At 65.6% G+C, this 15950-nt stretch carries 14 protein-coding genes; 3 read left to right on the top strand and 11 right to left on the bottom strand.

Annotation, left to right across the window (positions count from 1 at the left end; all coding sequences use genetic code 11):
• From B7G53_RS02680 to B7G53_RS02665, 4 genes are all read right to left on the bottom strand, one after another.
• The gene (locus tag B7G53_RS02680; protein WP_096663144.1) at positions 1–363 is read right to left on the bottom strand and encodes a 6-pyruvoyl trahydropterin synthase family protein; all 363 of its coding nucleotides are present in this window, start codon (positions 361–363) and stop codon (positions 1–3) included.
• Positions 360–992 (bottom strand): 7-carboxy-7-deazaguanine synthase, encoded by a 633-nt coding sequence (gene queE / locus B7G53_RS02675; protein WP_096663141.1) that lies wholly within the window; start codon positions 990–992, stop codon positions 360–362. The genes B7G53_RS02680 and queE overlap by 4 nt, the downstream gene beginning before the upstream one ends.
• The gene (locus B7G53_RS02670) at positions 989–2077 is read right to left on the bottom strand and encodes a BMP family ABC transporter substrate-binding protein (RefSeq protein ID WP_096663138.1); all 1089 of its coding nucleotides are present in this window, start codon (positions 2075–2077) and stop codon (positions 989–991) included. The genes queE and B7G53_RS02670 overlap by 4 nt, the downstream gene beginning before the upstream one ends.
• A gap of 227 nt (positions 2078–2304) precedes the next feature.
• On the bottom strand, positions 2305–2691 hold the full coding sequence (locus B7G53_RS02665) for a surface-adhesin E family protein (RefSeq protein ID WP_096663135.1): 387 nt from the start codon (positions 2689–2691) through the stop codon (positions 2305–2307).
• A 167-nt stretch (positions 2692–2858) separates the two neighbouring features.
• Here B7G53_RS02665 and B7G53_RS02660 point away from each other — a divergent pair, with 167 nt between their 5' ends.
• Entirely contained in the window at positions 2859–3671 is an 813-nt protein-coding gene (locus B7G53_RS02660) for a response regulator transcription factor (protein ID WP_096663132.1), read from the top strand.
• A gap of 21 nt (positions 3672–3692) precedes the next feature.
• Here B7G53_RS02660 and B7G53_RS02655 read toward each other — a convergent pair whose 3' ends face one another.
• From B7G53_RS02655 to B7G53_RS02630, 6 genes are all read right to left on the bottom strand, one after another.
• A complete protein-coding gene (locus B7G53_RS02655) occupies positions 3693–4733 on the bottom strand; it encodes an adenosine deaminase (RefSeq protein WP_096663129.1) in 1041 nt (346 codons plus the stop codon).
• 96 nt (positions 4734–4829) lie between these two features.
• Entirely contained in the window at positions 4830–5981 is a 1152-nt protein-coding gene (locus tag B7G53_RS02650) for a BMP family ABC transporter substrate-binding protein (protein ID WP_096663126.1), read from the bottom strand.
• Between the two features lie 72 nt (positions 5982–6053).
• Positions 6054–6974: an ABC transporter permease gene (locus B7G53_RS02645; RefSeq protein ID WP_096663123.1), complete on the bottom strand. Its 921-nt coding sequence runs from the start codon at positions 6972–6974 to the stop codon at positions 6054–6056.
• Entirely contained in the window at positions 6974–8059 is a 1086-nt protein-coding gene (locus tag B7G53_RS02640; protein ID WP_096663120.1) for an ABC transporter permease, read from the bottom strand. Before B7G53_RS02640 ends, B7G53_RS02645 begins: the two co-directional genes overlap by 1 nt.
• Positions 8046–9635 carry an ABC transporter ATP-binding protein gene (locus tag B7G53_RS02635; protein WP_096663117.1) on the bottom strand — a complete coding sequence of 530 codons (1590 nt, stop codon included), beginning with the start codon at positions 9633–9635 and terminating at the stop codon, positions 8046–8048. Before B7G53_RS02635 ends, B7G53_RS02640 begins: the two co-directional genes overlap by 14 nt.
• A gap of 58 nt (positions 9636–9693) precedes the next feature.
• Positions 9694–10626, bottom strand: coding sequence for a LysR family transcriptional regulator (locus B7G53_RS02630; RefSeq protein ID WP_096663113.1), 933 nt, complete (start codon positions 10624–10626; stop codon positions 9694–9696).
• Between the two features lie 237 nt (positions 10627–10863).
• On the opposite strand from B7G53_RS02630, the gene xdhA reads away from it, so the two are divergent.
• Both xdhA and xdhB read left to right on the top strand, forming a co-directional pair.
• Positions 10864–12342, top strand: a complete 1479-nt coding sequence (xdhA, locus tag B7G53_RS02625; protein ID WP_096663110.1) for a xanthine dehydrogenase small subunit — start codon at positions 10864–10866, stop codon at positions 12340–12342.
• Complete coding sequence (xdhB, locus tag B7G53_RS02620; protein ID WP_176491262.1) at positions 12339–14726, top strand: xanthine dehydrogenase molybdopterin binding subunit; 2388 nt, start codon at positions 12339–12341, stop codon at positions 14724–14726. The genes xdhA and xdhB overlap by 4 nt, the downstream gene beginning before the upstream one ends.
• Positions 14727–14774: 48 nt before the next feature.
• On the opposite strand, the gene B7G53_RS02615 is transcribed toward xdhB, so the two are convergent.
• Positions 14775–15941 (bottom strand): mandelate racemase/muconate lactonizing enzyme family protein, encoded by a 1167-nt coding sequence (locus B7G53_RS02615; RefSeq protein ID WP_096663107.1) that lies wholly within the window; start codon positions 15939–15941, stop codon positions 14775–14777.
• Positions 15942–15950: the final 9 nt, after the last annotated feature.

Below are 15950 nucleotides of genomic sequence, written 5' to 3'. Positions count from 1 at the left end.
CTATAGGCTCAGCATGCAGCCGTCACCCACCGACTCGCGCCACACACGCACCGAGCTCAAGGCCGGCAGGCGCGGCTGCAGCTGGCCGGCGATGAAACGACACAGGTTTTCCAGCGTGGCCGGACCGAGGCCCGCCACATCGTCGAGCAGGCGATGGTCCAGCATCTGCCGCAGTTGCTCGAGTTCGCTCCGCACCCTGCCCAGATCCATCACCATCCCGGACTGCGGATCGGACGGGCCGCTCAGGAAGACTTCGGCGTTGTAGGTGTGGCCATGCACGCGCCGGCTGCTGTCGGCTTCGATCTCGCGCTTGAGCGTGTGCGCCGCATCGAAGAAAAACTTCTGACTGATGGTGTAGTTCATCGGATACCCGTGATCTTGTGGGTCTGCAGGCTCAGCCGCCAGGCGGGGCGCTGCATGCACAGGGCAATGCAGGCCTGGGTGTTGTCGCTGCGTTGGGGGTTGTCCATGGGTTGCAAATAACGCTGCGTGAAGTTGGCGGCTTCCAGCTCCGCCAGGTCAAAGCCGGCCTGCGGCCACACCAGCTTGAGCTCCTGCCCCTCGCGCTGGACCCAGGGCGCGCCGGCCTTGGGGCTCACGCACAGCCAGTCGATGCCGGCGGGGGCGGCAATGGTCCCATTGGTCTCGACGGCAAGCATGAAGCCGCGTGCATGCAGGGCTGCGATCAGCGCCGCATCGAGCTGCAGCAGCGGCTCGCCGCCGGTCAGCACCACCATGCGGTGCCCGGCACCGGTCGGCCACAGCGCTTCGATCTGCCGGGCAAGTGCATCCGCATCTGCAAACTTTCCGCCCAGCGTTCCGTCGGTGCCTACAAAGTCGGTATCGCAAAACCGGCAGACCGCTGCAGCCCGGTCCTGTTCACGACCCGACCACAGGTTGCAGCCGGCGAAACGGCAAAACACCGCAGGGCGGCCCGCGTTGGCGCCCTCGCCCTGCAGCGTGTAGAAAATCTCCTTGACCTGGTAACTCATGGCGTTTTCGCCAGCTTGCCCTGGACGCCCTGCACCAGGAAGTTCATGCCCAGGATCTGCTCGTCCGTGAACGTCTTGCCGGCGGCCAGCACCTCGCGGCCCTCGTTGTCCAGCAGCGCGGTGCGCGCCCGGAAGGGATGCAGCTTGCCGGCAGCGATGTCCTTCTGCCGCGCCAGCACTTCGTCAACCACTTTTTTCGGCACTTTGGGGCCAAAGCCGTCGACGCGGATCATGCCGTCCTTCACACCGCCCCACACCGCACCGCTTTTCCAGCTGCCGTCCAGCACGGCACGGGCACGGCGGGTGTAGTAGTCGCCCCACTGGTGCGTCACCGCCAGCAGTTGCGCATCGGGCGCCACCTTGCGCATGTCCGAATGGTAGGCAATGGCGAGCTTGCCGCGCTCCTGCGCCGCAGCCATCACGGCGGTGGAGCCGGTATGAAAAGCGATCACGTCCACGCCCTGGTTGAACAGCGTCATCGCCGCTTCGCGTTCGCGCGGCGGGTCAAACCAGGCACCCAGCCAGACCACCTTGACGCTCGCCTGCGGGTTGACCGAACGCATGCCCAGCGTGAAGGCGTTGATGCCCTGGATCACCTCGGGAATGGCAAAACCCGCGACGTAACCGGCGCTGCTGGCCAGCCGGCCCGCGGCAACCCCGGCCAGGTAGCGGCCTTCGTAATAACGGGCATTGGCCACCGCCACGTTCGGCGCGGTCTTGTAGCCGGTGACGGACTCGAATTTCACGTCCGGAAAGTCCTTGGCCACCTTCAGCGTCGGCTCCATGTAGCCAAAGCTGGGCGTGAAGATGAGCCGGTGGCCCTGGCTGGCCAGGTCGCGGATCACGCGCTCGGCATCGGCGCCTTCGGGGACGTTTTCAACATAGTTGGTTTTGACCCGGTCGCCGAGCGCCGCCTCAACGGCCTTGCGGGCGTCGTCATGCTGGCGCACCCAGCCGGCATCGGTCAGCGGCGCTACATAAACGAAGCCGATCTTCAGGGGCTCCTTCGCCGGCGCCGCAGCTTGGGGAAAAGCGGGTGAAATAAAACAGGCGGCCGCGAGCGCGGCAGCGAGGTTTTTGTACATGGTGATCCTCTACATGGCCCCGGAAAAACAAAAACACCAGCGCGCCGGGACAGCACGCGGGTGAATTGCTATTTTAGCGGGTCAGCCGCCACAGCCACGAGGAGCGCTCCCCTCCCCTACCAGCAGGGGCCGCGGATCTGGCTCTGCCAGTCCGCAGGCGCAGCGCCCCCTCGGGGGGCAGCGACCCACACGCAGTGGGGGAGCGTGGGGGCTCTATATCTGCGGGGCTAGTAAGCCACGCAGGCTATGTCCCACAACGCACCGTGGAAAGAGCCGTCCTGCACGGTTTCCCATTTGCGCGGCAACGGGTCCTTGAACACTGCCTGGCCATGGCCCATGGGCTCGGACAGCAGCGCCACCGAGAGCAGGCGCATGCGCTGGCCCTTGCAGTCGAATTCGCTGTGGTGCAGGCGCGAGAAATAGCCCCTCTCGTCGGTGATCTGCACCAGCTGGTAATCCATCAGCCACCACATCCTGACCATGCCGCCCTTGCCGCGCAGGGTGGTGCGGTCGATGTAGGTGACCACCACCGGATCGACCATGACCGGCGTCCATTGCGCGGCAGCGCCGGCACTCAGGCTCATCAGGGCAAGGACGGTGATCAGGCGTTTCATGGGTGCTGCTCAGGCGATGGAAGGGATCCTGCCGCAATGCGGCGAACCGTCCTGCACACACGGTAGCACACCAACGGCGCCCACCCGCCCCGAAACGACGATAATCAACCGGAAAACAGAGCCTTTTCGCCGGGCAGCCGGAGCGACAACCAAGAAAGCCAGCGACTATGCGGGACAGCGACGTTTACCAACTCACCTCCAAGGGCCAGCAGGAACTGCGCAGCGGTGCGACCACACTGCCGCCCGCTGAAATTGAACTGCTGATCCGCATCGACGGCATCCTGAGCTTCGCCCAAATCAAGGCAGGCATGCCCGCCGTCACCGCCGAGACGTTCTCGGACACCTTCCAGAGCCTGCTGAACCGCGGGCTGCTGGCGCAGGCAGAGGCCGATCCCTTTACCGAACAGTTCAACATCCAGCTCAACCAGTTCGCCCTGTCCAATGCCGAGGCCGAGGCCGACTCGGGCGCCGCTTCCCTCAAGAAGGCCGGCTATTACGTCAGCATCGCGCGCGGCCGCGGACCAGCCCGCAAGCTGGCGCCCGGAGAGATGCTGTCAGCCATCGTGGTGGACGACGAGCCCATGCTCGCCAAGTTCATCCAGACCTATCTCTCCTTCGAAGGCTTCCAGGTCCGGCTGGCAGGCAACCGCGCGGAAGTGGTGGCCGAATTCCGCAAGCCCCCGATTCCCGACCTGATTCTTCTCGACGTGATGCTGCCCGATGCCGACGGTTTTGACATCCTGCTTCGGGTGCGCCAGCACCCGGCCCTGAAAAACGTCCCGGTCATCATGCTGACCGGCAAGGCCACACGCGAGTCCGTGATCAAGGGCCTGGCCGGCGGCGCCGACGGTTATGTCACCAAACCTTTCGAGGCCGACGCGCTGATGCGGGCGGTCAGGACCGTGGTGGGTCTGCCGGAAAACCCGGCCGCCTCCAGCGCACCGGCCAGCCTCTGGGTCAACCGGGACGCCAAGTCCTGAGTTGCCAAGCCCGACAAGCTCCTAGCGAAAACTCTCGAAACAGGCGGCCAGCCGCTCCAGGTGGCCGCGTTTGGCCGCTGCGTCGGCGAAGCTGGCTTCGAAACTGTTGCGCGCCAGCATCCAGGCATGCTGCGCCTCCATGCCGGTGGCCGCAAAGGTCTGCGTGAAGTTCTCGTTCATGTAGCCGCCGAAATAGGCCGGATCGTCGGAGTTGACGGTCGCGGCCAGCCCGGCATCGAGCAACTGGCGCAGGTTGTGGCTGGCCAGGTCCGGGAACACACACAGCTTGAGGTTGGACAGCGGGCACACCGTCAGGGCGATGCGGTCTTTGGCCAGGCGCTGCATCAACGACGGGTCTTTGGCCGACTGCACGCCATGGTCGATGCGTTCGACCTTGAGCAGGTCCAGGGCCGTCCAGATGTAGGCCGGCGGGCCCTCCTCGCCCGCATGCGCCACCAGGTGCAGGCCGAGTTCGCGGCAGCGCGCAAACACACGCGCAAACTTCTCGGGCGGGTTGCCGACCTCGCCGGAGTCCAGCCCCACGCCGATGATCAGGTCGCGCCAGGGCAGCGCCTGCTCCAGCGTCTCGAAAGCTTCTTCTTCGCTGAGGTGGCGCAGGAAACACAGGATCAGCGCGGCGCTGATGCCGAGCTCGGCCTGTCCATCGGCGCAGGCACGGTGCAGGCCCTTGATCACGGTTTCCATGCTGATCCCGCGCGCCGTGTGGGTCTGCGGGTCGAAAAAGATTTCGGCGTGGATCACGTTGTCCTGCGCGGCCCGCTCCAGGTAAGCCCGCGTCATGTCGTAGAAATCCTGCTCGGTGATCAGCACGCTGGCGCCGGCGTAATAGATGTCCAGGAAGCTCTGCAGGTTGGTGAACGCATAGGCACGGCGCAGTTCATCCACGCTGGCGTACGGCAGCTGGATGCCATTGCGCCGGGCCAGCGCAAAAATCAGCTCGGGCTCGAGCGAACCTTCGATGTGGATGTGCAGCTCGGCCTTGGGCATCAGGCGCAGCAGCTCGGGCAATCGTTCGGGGGAAACAGGTCGGACGGAATTCATGTCGGCTCCAGAAACGAAAAAAGCTGCCCAAAGGCAGCTGGGACCCTCACCCCTGCCCTCTCCCTGGGGAGAGGGAGAGGAAGAGGGTGCGAGGCGTCAGTTGCCCGGGACTTTGCCTTCCACGCCCTTGACGTAAGACTTCAGGCCACCGAGAAACTTGTCGTCGGCCACGGCGTCCTTGGCCACCAGTTCCTTGCCGGTGTTGTCCATGATCGGGCCTTTCCAGATCGAGAAGCTGCCATCCTTGAGGCCGGCCTTGATCTCGTCGATGCGTTTCTTGGTGTCATCGGGCACGTCAGCGGCAATCGACACCATGTCGATGGCGCCTTCCTTCACGCCCCACCAGGCCTGGCCGGTTGTCCACTTGCCTTCAAGCGCGTCGCGCGTGGCCTTGATGTAGTACGGGCCCCAGTTGATCACCGCCGAACCGAGGTGGGCCTTGGGGCCGTAGGCGGTCATGTCCGAATCCCAGCCGAAGGCGCGCTTGTTCATTTTCTCGGCAGTCTGCAGCACGGCCGACGAGTCGGTGTTCTGGAACAGGATGTCGGCGCCGCCGTTGATCAGTGCGGTCGCCGCTTCGGTTTCCTTCGGCGGGTTGAACCACTCGTTGACCCAGACCACCTTGGTCTTGACCTTGGGGTTGACCGACTGCGCGCCCAGCGTGAAGCTGTTGATGTTGCGCACCACCTCGGGAATCGGCACCGAGCCGACCACGCCCAGCGTGCCGGTCTTGCTCATCTTGCCGGCGATCACGCCGGCCATGTAGGCGCCTTCGTAGGTGCGGCTGTCATAGGTACGCAGGTTGTCCGCGGTCTTGTAGCCGGTGGCGTGTTCGAACTTGACGTCCTTGAAGTCGGCGGCTACCTTGAGCATGGGTTCCATGTAGCCGAAGGTCGTGCCGAAGATCAGCTTGTTGCCCTGGCCGGCCATGTCGCGGATCACGCGTTCGGCATCGGCCGACTCGGGGACTTTTTCGACGAAGCTGGTGACCACCTTGTCGCCAAATTCCTTCTCGATCGCCTTGCGGCCGTTGTCGTGCGCAAAGGTCCAGCCGCCGTCGCCGACGGGTCCGATGTAGGCAAAGGCAATCTTCAAAGGCTCCACCTTGGCCGGGGCCGGTGCGGCCACAGGCGCGGGCGCCGGGGCAGGGGCGACCTCTTCCTTCTTGCCGCACCCGATGAGAGCGGCGGAAGCGACTGCTGAAAGGGCAGCCAGCTTGAGCAGTGAGCGTTTTTGTAGGTCAGTCATGTCATCTCCTGTAACGACGGTTGCGGTTAACGGTGGGCGAGGTGGCAAACCCCAGATTATGGGCCGGGAACATCATGAACCGGGGTAGAAAGGCTTGCCAATCGAAGTCGGCATGTTCAGCCTGATCCAGCGCGGGTTGCGCGAGATCAGCACCAGCACCACGATGGTCGCCAGGTAGGGCAGCATGGTCAGGAACTGGGGCGGCACATCCACGCCCAGCCCCTGCAGGTGAAACTGCAGCATGGTCACGCCACCGAACAGGTAAGCACCAAGCAACACCCGTGCCGGGCGCCAGGTGGCAAAGGTGGTCAGGGCCAGCGCGATCCAGCCCTTGCCGGCAATCATGCCTTCGACCCACAGCGGCGTGTAGACCACCGAGACATAGGCACCGGCCAGGCCGCACAGCGCGCCGCCGGCCACCACGGCCGCCAGCCGGATGCGCCGCACCGGGTAGCCGAGTGCGTGCGCCGACTCCGGGCTTTCACCGACCGAACGCAGCACCAGGCCGGCGCGGGTGCGGTACAAAAACCAGATCAGCGCTAGCGTCAGCGCCATGGCCAGGTAGACCATGGGGTGCTGGCGAAACAGCGCCGGCCCGACAAAAGGCAGGTCACCGAGCCAGGGCAAGGCGTACTGGCCCTGCTCGGGGAGCTTCTCCTGCACGTACTTGATGCCGGCAAAGGCCGAGAAGCCCGCACCAAACAGGCTCAGCGCGAGCCCGGTCGCGTACTGGTTGGTGTTGAGCCAGATCACCAGCACGCCAAAGATGGCGGCGAGCAAGGCGCCGGCCGCCATGCCGGCGGCAAAACCGAGCCAGATGTTGCCGCTGTGCACCACGGCGGCGAAGCCGGCAATCGCGGCGCACAGCATCATGCCTTCGGCGCCGAGGTTGACGATGCCGGCTTTTTCATTGATCAACAGGCCCAGCGAAGCAATCGCCAGCACGGTGCCGGCGCTCAGGGTGGCCGCCAGCAGCAAAGCGTAGGAGTCCATCAGCGGGCGCCTTTCATGACGGGTTTGACGCGGCCCGTCCAGCGCACGCGGTAGGTGATCAGCGTGTCGCAGGCCAGCAGGCTGAACAGCAGCAGGCCCTGGAACACCCCGGTCAGCGACTTGGGCAGGCCCAGGCGCGACTGCGCGAGCTCGCCGCCGATGTAGAACATGCTCATCAGGATCGCCGAAAACACCATGCCGGCCGGGTGCAGCCGCCCGACAAAGGCCACGATGATGGCGGCAAAGCCGTAACCGGCCGGCACATAGGGCGTGAGCTGGCCAATCGGGCCGGCCACCTCCAGCGCGCCGGCCAGCCCGGCAGCCCCGCCCGAGGTCAGCAGCGCCACCCACAAGGCCTTGCGCGATGAAAAGCCGGCGTAACGCGCCGCGGCGGGCGCCAGGCCACCGACCTGCTGGGAAAAACCGGCGCGGGTGCGAAACAGGAACAGCCACAAGGCCAACGCGCCGGCCAGACCGATCAACAGGCCGATGCTGACGCGCGAGCCGCTCATCAGGCGCGGAATCTGCGTCACCGCCTCGAAGGTCCTGGTCTGCGGAAAGTTGTAGCCCTGCGGGTCTTTCCAGGGGCCGAACACCAGGTAGCTGAGCACCATGTCGGCCACATAAACCAGCATCAGGCTGACCAGGATTTCATTGGCGTTGAAGCGGTCGCGCAGCAGCGCCGTGAGGCCGGCCCAGGCCATGCCACCCAGCACACCGGCCGCGATGATGGCCGGGACGATCCAGGGGCCGGTGGTTTTGTCGGCCAGCAGCGCCACGCCGCCGGCCGCCACCGCGCCGATGACAAACTGGCCCTCGGCGCCGATGTTCCAGACGTTGGAGCGAAAACACACGGCCAGGCCCAGCGCAATGATCAGCAGCGGCGTCGCCTTGACCATCAGCTCGCTCAGCGCATAAGGCGACTTGACCGGTTCCCAGAAAAAGATCTGCAGGCCGCGCACCGGGTCCTTGCCCAGCGCCGCAAACAGCAACACACCGATCACCACCGTGATCAGCAACGCCAGCAGCGGCGAGCCGAGGCTCCAGAACTTCGAGGGCTGCGGCCGGGCTTCAAGCTTGAGCATGGGCGCCCTCCACGGCATGGTCCGTCCACAATCCGCTCATCCACTGCCCGACCAGTGCCACCGTCGCGTCAGCGCGCGGCAGCGCCGGCGAGATCTGCCCCTTGGCCATCACGTAAAGGCGGTCGCAGATGTCGAACAGTTCTTCGAGTTCTTCGCTGACCACCAGCACCGCGCAGCCGTTGTCGCGCAGCTTGAGCAGTTCGCCGCGGATTTGCGCCGAGGCGCCCACGTCCACACCCCAGGTCGGCTGCGAAACAATCAGCAGGGTGGGTTGGGCCTCGATCTCGCGGCCGACCAGAAATTTCTGCAGGTTGCCGCCCGACAGCGACTGCGCCGCCGCCTGCGGACCGCCGGCCTTGACCTGGTAGCGTGCAATGATGCCGGCCGCCTGCGCCTGCAGGGCACCGAGCTTGAGCCAGCCGCCGCGGCCCACCGCATCACTTCGCGTGAGCAGCAGGTTGTGCGCCAGGCTCAGCGTCGGCACGGCGCCGCGCCCCAGCCGCTCTTCCGGCAGGAAATGCAGGCCACGCGCACGGCGCTGCATCGGGCCAAGCCGGCCCACGCCCTGCCCCGCCACCTGGATGCTGTCACCCGCCGCACGTGTGTCCTCGCCCGACAGCGCATACAGAAGCTCCTTCTGGCCGTTGCCCGAGACGCCGGCAATGCCGACCACCTCGCCGGCGCGCACCGTCAGCGCAATGTGCTGCAGGTCCACGCCAAACTGGTCTTCCCGCTCCAGGCTCAGGTCGCGCACTTCCAGCACCACGGCGCCGGCGGGCTGCGCGCGGTGCTCCAGCGCCGGCGGCTCGGCGCCAATCATCAGGCGGCTCAGCGAGGCGTTGGACTCCTGGCGCGGATCGCAGACGCCGGTGACCTTGCCGCCGCGCAGCACCGTGCAGGCCGTGCACAGCGCGCGGATCTCGTGCAGCTTGTGGCTGATGTACAAAATGCTGCAGCCGCGCGCGGCCAGCTGGCGCAAGGTGACAAACAGGTTTTCCACCGCCTGCGGCGTCAGCACCGAGGTCGGCTCGTCAAGAATCAGCAGCTTGGGCTCGGTCAGCAGCGACCGGACAATTTCCACGCGCTGGCGCTCGCCGACCGCCAGCGTGTGCACCGGCCGCGTGGGTTCGAGCTGCAGGCCGTATTCCTGCGTGGTGGCGATGATGCGGCGCGACACCTCGGCCAGGCTCAGGCTTTTGCCGAGGCCGAGCCAGACGTTTTCGGCGACGGTCAGCGTGTCGAACAGGCTGAAGTGCTGGAACACCATGGCGATGCCCAGCGCCCGCGCCTCCTGCGGGTTGCGGATCACCACGGGGCGGCCGTCGACCTCGACACTGCCGGCGTCGGGCTTGACCGCGCCGTAGATGGTTTTCATCAGCGTCGACTTGCCGGCGCCGTTTTCGCCGAGCACGGCATGGATCTCGCCGGGCAACACCGTCAGCGAGACATCGCTGTTGGCGACCACCGCCGGGTAGGCCTTGGTGATGCCGGTGAGCCGCAGGCGCGGCGCGGCAGCGGAAGGCGGGCCGGGCGGCGGGCCGGGCGGCGGGTCGGAGGGAACGGTGGAAGCGGACATTGTCTCTTGGTTTTTATATGTGTTAAGGCTCTAGCCCTTGTGCATCATGCGCAAGCAGCTATTCTTTTCGTAGCGCCGAAGCCACCGTCTTGACACGGTCGCGCAGCCATTTGGCCGACGCCGAAGCATGGGTGCGCTCATGCCAGAGCTGGTAATACATCATGCGGGGGAAGTCTACCGGGCAAGGCAGGATCTTCAGCGGCAGTACCCCGGTATAACGCTCGCAGTACTGGCGGCCGGTGGTCAGCACCAGCAGGCTGGAGGCCACCATGGCGGGAATCAGGCCGAAATGCGGGCAGCGCACGGTGATGTTGCGCTGCAGGCCCAGCTTGTCCAGGTGCTCATCAATCACGCCCTTGGCGCCCGGGTGGGTGGGCGTCGGCGCCACGTGTTCGGCGGCCAGCCAGCTCGCGCTGTCCCAGCCGCGGCGTGCCGCCGGGTGGTCTTTGGCCACCAGGCACACCACCTCGTCGCCGAACAGGCGCGCCATGTGCAGGTCGCCGGGCGGCGCCGGCCAGTTGCCGACCACGATGTCGATCTCGCCCTGCGCCAGCCGGGTGCGGTAGTCCGACTCGCCCGACAGCGGGTGAATGTCCACATGGCACAGCGGCGCCAGGTGCTTGATCTGCGCCACGAGCTGCGGCAAAAACAGCGGATCCATGTAGTCGCTGCAGGCCAGGCTGAAGGTGCTGGTGGCGGTGGCCGCATCGAACCCGCGTGCGTCGCTGAACAGCACCTCGGCCGCCCGCAGAATGCGCGCCGAGGGATCGATCATGCGCAGGCCGGCGTCGGTGGGCACCATGCCGGCGCCCGAACGCACCAGCAGCGGATCCCCCGCCAGTTCGCGCAGGCGCTTGAGCGCGGCGCTGACGGCGGGTTGGTACATTCCAAGGCGGATGGCGGCGCGCGAAACGCTGCGTTCGGTCAGCACGGTGTTCAAGACCCTTATGAGATGGAGGTCTATCTTGTCGAATAAGGCCTGGTCTTTCATACCTTTTTGTGCATCGGCCTGATATGGCGATGGGTATACCCGCCTCGTGCGATTGGGTTTACCCTAGGAGCCTGTCTGACTTGGGGCGTCGAAAGCGAAAAGCGGCCCCAGCGAGGACAGTTTTTGCCGGATTTGCAGACCCATAGCCCAGCTATGGGACAAAAAGACGGTGAAAAATGGACCGCTGCGGTCGATTTGCAGCCGACGATTCCCAAGTCCGACGGGCTCCTACTAAATATGGACATTCAATCGCCTCTTAAAACCATTCATTTCATCCGGGGTGGCGAGGTGGTCGCGCTCGCCAATGTACCACCCAGCCGCACGCTGCTGGAGGTGCTGCGCGAGGACTTGGGGCTCACCGGCACCAAGGAAGGCTGCGGCGAAGGCGACTGCGGCGCCTGCACGGTGGTGGTTGGCGAGGCCGAAGGCGGCCGCATGTCTTACCGGGCGGTCAACAGCTGCATCAAGCTCGCGCATTCGGTGGACGGCCAGGCGCTGTGGACGGTGGAAGACCTCGCTGCCGCCGACGGCACACTGCACCCGGCGCAGGAGGCGATGGTGCAGTGCCATGGCTCCCAATGCGGCTTCTGCACCCCCGGTTTTGTCATGAGCCTGTTCGGCATGTACCAAAACCACGTTTGCCAGGGCCGCGCCATCACGCGCGAGCTGGCGCAGCAGGATTTGTCGGGCAACCTCTGCCGCTGCACCGGTTACCGGCCGATTCTGGACGCGGCGCAGCAGATGGCGGCCTTGCCGACCGTGGCTGTTGACGAAGCCGATATGCTATCAAAACTGGAGCTGCTGACCAAGAACCGGCAAGGGCTGGAGGCCGATTTGGCTTATAACGCGCCGCGCACGCTGGCGGGCCTGCTGGCCGCCCGCGCCGCCCAGCCCGACGCCCAGATCGTCGCCGGCTGCACCGACGTCGGGCTCTGGGTGACCAAGATGCACATGCAGTTCAACCATGTACTGGACGTCACGCGGGTGGAAGAACTCAGGCGGGTCGAGCATTACGCGCACCACGTTGCCATCGGCGCGGCCGTCACGCTGGCCGATGCCTTTGCCGCGCTGGTGGCCGACCGGCCGCAGCTGCAGGCCTTTGCCCAGCGCTTTGCCGGCCTGCCGGTGCGCAACGCAGGCACCCTGGGCGGCAACGTGGCCAACGGCTCGCCAATCGGCGACTCGATGCCGCTGCTGATCGCGCTGGGCGCCAGCATCGTGCTGATGAGTGAGCGCGGCCACCGCGAGCTGCCGCTGGAAAGTCTCTACACCGGCTACCGCAAGAACCTGGTGGCCAAAGACGAGGTGCTGGCCTGGATCAAGGTGCCCAAACCCGTGCCTGGGGAAATGCTCAAGGTCTACAAGATTTCCAAGCGGTATGACGACGACATCTCGGCCGTGTGCCTGGCGATCAAGCTGCAAGTGGAAGACGGCAAGGTCCTTTCCGCCTCGGTAGGCGCGGGCGGGGTCGCCGCCACGCCAGTGCGCGCTTCGCACACCGAAGCCGCCCTCACCGGCCGGCCCTGGTCACAGGACACCGTGCGGCAGGCCATCAGCGCCCTGCGCGCGGAGTTTTCGCCGATCTCCGACATGCGCGCGTCCGGCGCCTACCGCAGCGAAGTGCTGGGCAATTTGCTGCAACGCTTCTGGCTGGAGAGCCAGGGCCTGCAGCAGATCAACCTGGAGTCCTTTGTATTGCTGGAGGAAGCGTCATGAACGCCCGGGAAAAGAACCACGACGAAGGCCCGATGACCCGCGCCGACAACCCGACCGTGCCCGTGGTCCCCCTGCCGCCCGTGGCAGCTCCCGCCGCGGCAACCAGGCCCGCACGCGGCGCCGCCGGCCAGTCACACAAACATGAAAGCGCGCGCGCGCAGGTGGCCGGTGCCGCGACCTATGTGGACGACATCCTGGAGGCGCGCGGCACCCTGTACGCGGCGCCCATCCTCTCGACCGTCGCCCACGGCCGGCTGCTCGGTGTGGATACCGTCGCCGCGCTGGCCATGCCCGGCGTGCGTGACGTGGTCCTGGCCGGCGACATTCCGGGCGACCCGTTGCTGGCCACTTTTGTACATGACGAGCCGGTGTTTGCGTCCGACACCGTCGAGCACATCGGCCAGGTCATCGGCCTGGTGGTTGCCAGCTCGGTGATGCAGGCGCGGCGCGCCGCACGAAAGGTCAAACTCGACATCGAGGAACTGCCGGCCATCCTGAAGGTGCGCGATGCGCTGAAAGCTGAAAACCATGTGTTGCCGCCGGTGTTTGTCAGACGCGGCGACGCGGCGCAGGCGCTGGCCTCGGCCCCGCACCTGCTTTCCGGCCAACTCGAGGTCGGCGGCCAGGAACATTTTTACCTCGAAGGCCAGATCGCCTACGTGCTGCCGCAGGAGCAGAACCAGTGGCTGGTGTATTCGAGCACCCAGCACCCGGGCGAGGTGCAGCACTGGGTGTCGCATGCGCTGGGCATCAGCAACCATGCGGTGCGTGTGGAATGCCGGCGCATGGGCGGCGGCTTCGGCGGCAAGGAAACCCAGGCCGGGCACCTGGCCGTGTGGGCCGCGATCGCCGCGAACAAACTCAAGTGCCCCATCAAGCTGCGGCTGGACCGCGACGACGACTTCATGGTCACCGGCAAGCGCCACCCCTTTGCCTACGACTACAGCGTGGGTTTCGACGACACAGGCCGCCTGCACGGTCTCAAACTCATGATGGCCGCCAATTGTGGCTTCAGCGCCGACCTCAGCGGCCCGGTCGCCGACCGCGCGGTTTTTCACACCGACAACGCCTACTTTCTCGAGGACGTGGAGATCGCCTCTTACCGCTGCAAGACCAACACGCAGAGCCACACGGCGTTTCGCGGCTTCGGCGGGCCGCAGGGTGTGGTGCTGATCGAAACCATTCTCGGCGACATCGCGCGGCATCTGGGCCTGGACCCGCTCGATGTGCGCAAGCGCAACCTCTATGGCGTGGAAGACAGGAACACCACCCACTACCAGATGAAGGTCGAAGACAACATCCTCCATCCTCTGCTATCAAAACTGGAGCGGTCTGCGAACTACCGGAGCCGGCGAGAGGCCATTTCGGCATGGAATGCCAAAAGCCCGGTGATCAAGCGCGGCATTGCCATCACGCCGGTCAAGTTCGGCATTTCCTTCACCGCCACCTTGTTCAACCAGGCCGGCGCGCTGGTGCATGTCTACACCGACGGCAGCGTGCAGGTGAACCACGGCGGCACCGAGATGGGCCAGGGCCTGAACACCAAGGTGGCGCAGATCGTTGCCGACGAACTCGGCGTGGCCTTTGACGACGTGCTGGCCACGGCCAGCGACACCAGCAAGATACCGAACGCCTCGGCCACCGCCGCCTCGGCCGGCACCGACCTCAACGCGCGCGCCGCCCAGTACGCCGCGCGCAACGTGCGTGACAACCTGGCGCAGTTTGTGGCCGGACTGGACGGCTGCGGCGCCGGCGCAGTGTCTTTCGCCGGCGGCCTGATCAGCTCGCCCAAAGGCAGCCGACCTTTCCCGGAGGTGGTGCGCATGGCCTACGCCAACCGCATCCAGCTCTGGAGCGACGGTTTTTACCGCACGCCGAAAATCCACTACGACAAGACCACGCTGACCGGCCGGCCGTTTTATTACTTTGCCTACGGCGCCGCCTGCAGCGAGGTCGCCATCGACACGCTCACCGGCGAAAGCCGCGTGCTCAAGGTCGACATCCTGCACGACGTCGGCACCAGCATCAACCCGGCCATCGACATCGGCCAGATCGAGGGCGGTTTTGTGCAGGGCATGGGCTGGCTGACGACCGAGCAGCTGGTCTGGAACGAGAAAGGCCTGCTGAGCACCCACGCGCCCAGCACCTACAAGATCCCGGCAACTGGCGACATCCCCGAACACTTCAAAATTGATTTCTGGCCCGAGCCGAATCGCGAGGACAACGTCTTCGGCAGCAAGGCCGTCGGCGAGCCGCCTTTCATGCTGGCCATCAGCGTGCTGGAGGCGCTGAAGGAAGCCGTGGCAGCGGCCCGGCCGGGTGCGGTGCGACTGGAGTCACCGGCGACGGCTGAACATGTGCTGAAGGCCTTGAAAAGCGCCTAACGGGCCGAGAGCGCACACCTGCCCGACGCAGACCTCAGAGTCATGCTGTCAGCTGGCCAGCGCTTTCATCACCGCATACAGATCCGCCTTGCCCTCGAAACCAATGCCCGGCAGTTCAGGCAGCGTGACGTAGCTGTTCTCGACCTTGACGCCGTCAGGAAAGCCGCCATAGGGCTGGAACAGGTCCGGGTAGGACTCGTTGCCGCCCAGGCCCAGCCCCGCCGCAATCGCCAGCGACATCTGGTGGCCGCCGTGCGGGATGCAGCGTGTGGGCGACCAGCCGTGTTCCTTCAGCATGTCCAGCGTGCGCAGGTACTCGACCAGGCCGTAGCTGAGCGCGCAGTCGAACTGCAGCCAGTCGCGGTCGGGGCGCATGCCGCCGTAACGGATCAGGTTGCGCGCGTCCTGCATGGAAAACAGGTTCTCGCCGGTCGCCATCGGTTTGTCGTAATGGTTGGCCAGCTCGGCCTGCAGGGCGTAGTCCAGCGGATCGCCGGCTTCCTCGTACCAGAACAGGTCGTAGGCCGACAGGGCTTTGGCATACGCGATCGCGGTCTTCAGGTCGAAGCGGCCGTTCGCATCGACCGCCAGCTTCTGCCCCGGCGCCAGCATGCCCAGCACCGCCTCGATGCGCCGGCAGTCGTCGGCCAGCGACGCGCCGCCTATCTTCATCTTCACCACCGCATAACCGCGGTCCAGGTAGCTGCGCATCTCCGTCATCAGCTTGGCGTCGTCCTTGCCCGGGTAGTAGTAACCGCCGGCGGCGTACACGAACACCTTGCGCTTGGGCGTGCCGTCGCCATACCGTTCGGCCAGCAGCTGGTACAGCGGCACACCTTCGATCTTGGCCACGGCGTCCCAGACGGCCATGTCGATGGTGCCCACGGCGACCGAACGTTCGCCGTGCCCGCCCGGTTTTTCGTTGGTCATCATCGTCGCCCAGACCTTGTGCGGGTCGAGGTTGTTGCCGCTCTCGGCGAGCAAGCTGTCCGGCGCGGCTTCCAGGATGCGCGGCGCAAAACGCTCGCGGATCAGCCCGCCCTGGCCGTAACGCCCGTTGGAGTTGAAGCCGTAACCGATGACCGGCTTGCCGTCACGGATGACGTCGGTGACCACCGCCACCAGGCTCAGCGTCATCTTCGAGAAGTCGATGTAGGCGTTGCGGATGTCGGACTTGATGGGCTGGGTGACTTCACGGATATCGATGATCTTCATGGGAGGGCT

Source organism: Polaromonas sp. AET17H-212, assembly GCF_002379085.1.
Classification (GTDB): Bacteria; Pseudomonadota; Gammaproteobacteria; order Burkholderiales; family Burkholderiaceae_C; genus Polaromonas.
The sequence above is the reverse complement of the archived record's forward strand: the minus strand, read 5'-3'. Positions and strand labels throughout refer to the sequence as shown.

Excerpts from the sequence above, each read along its gene's own strand:
- B7G53_RS02665 (WP_096663135.1), bottom strand. The coding sequence starts at position 2,691 with ATGAAACGCCTGATCACCGTCCTTGCCCTGATGAGCCTGAGTGCCGGC.
- B7G53_RS02640 (WP_096663120.1), bottom strand. The coding sequence starts at position 8,059 with ATGCTCAAGCTTGAAGCCCGGCCGCAGCCCTCGAAGTTCTGGAGCCTC.
- xdhA (WP_096663110.1), top strand. The coding sequence starts at position 10,864 with ATGGACATTCAATCGCCTCTTAAAACCATTCATTTCATCCGGGGTGGC.
- B7G53_RS02645 (WP_096663123.1), bottom strand. The coding sequence starts at position 6,974 with ATGGACTCCTACGCTTTGCTGCTGGCGGCCACCCTGAGCGCCGGCACC.
- B7G53_RS02635 (WP_096663117.1), bottom strand. The coding sequence starts at position 9,635 with ATGTCCGCTTCCACCGTTCCCTCCGACCCGCCGCCCGGCCCGCCGCCC.
- B7G53_RS02630 (WP_096663113.1), bottom strand. The coding sequence starts at position 10,626 with ATGAAAGACCAGGCCTTATTCGACAAGATAGACCTCCATCTCATAAGG.
- B7G53_RS02650 (WP_096663126.1), bottom strand. The coding sequence starts at position 5,981 with ATGACTGACCTACAAAAACGCTCACTGCTCAAGCTGGCTGCCCTTTCA.
- B7G53_RS02680 (WP_096663144.1), bottom strand. The coding sequence starts at position 363 with ATGAACTACACCATCAGTCAGAAGTTTTTCTTCGATGCGGCGCACACG.
- queE (WP_096663141.1), bottom strand. The coding sequence starts at position 992 with ATGAGTTACCAGGTCAAGGAGATTTTCTACACGCTGCAGGGCGAGGGC.
- B7G53_RS02670 (WP_096663138.1), bottom strand. The coding sequence starts at position 2,077 with ATGTACAAAAACCTCGCTGCCGCGCTCGCGGCCGCCTGTTTTATTTCA.
- B7G53_RS02615 (WP_096663107.1), bottom strand. The coding sequence starts at position 15,941 with ATGAAGATCATCGATATCCGTGAAGTCACCCAGCCCATCAAGTCCGAC.
- B7G53_RS02660 (WP_096663132.1), top strand. The coding sequence starts at position 2,859 with ATGCGGGACAGCGACGTTTACCAACTCACCTCCAAGGGCCAGCAGGAA.
- B7G53_RS02655 (WP_096663129.1), bottom strand. The coding sequence starts at position 4,733 with ATGAATTCCGTCCGACCTGTTTCCCCCGAACGATTGCCCGAGCTGCTG.
- xdhB (WP_176491262.1), top strand. The coding sequence starts at position 12,339 with ATGAACGCCCGGGAAAAGAACCACGACGAAGGCCCGATGACCCGCGCC.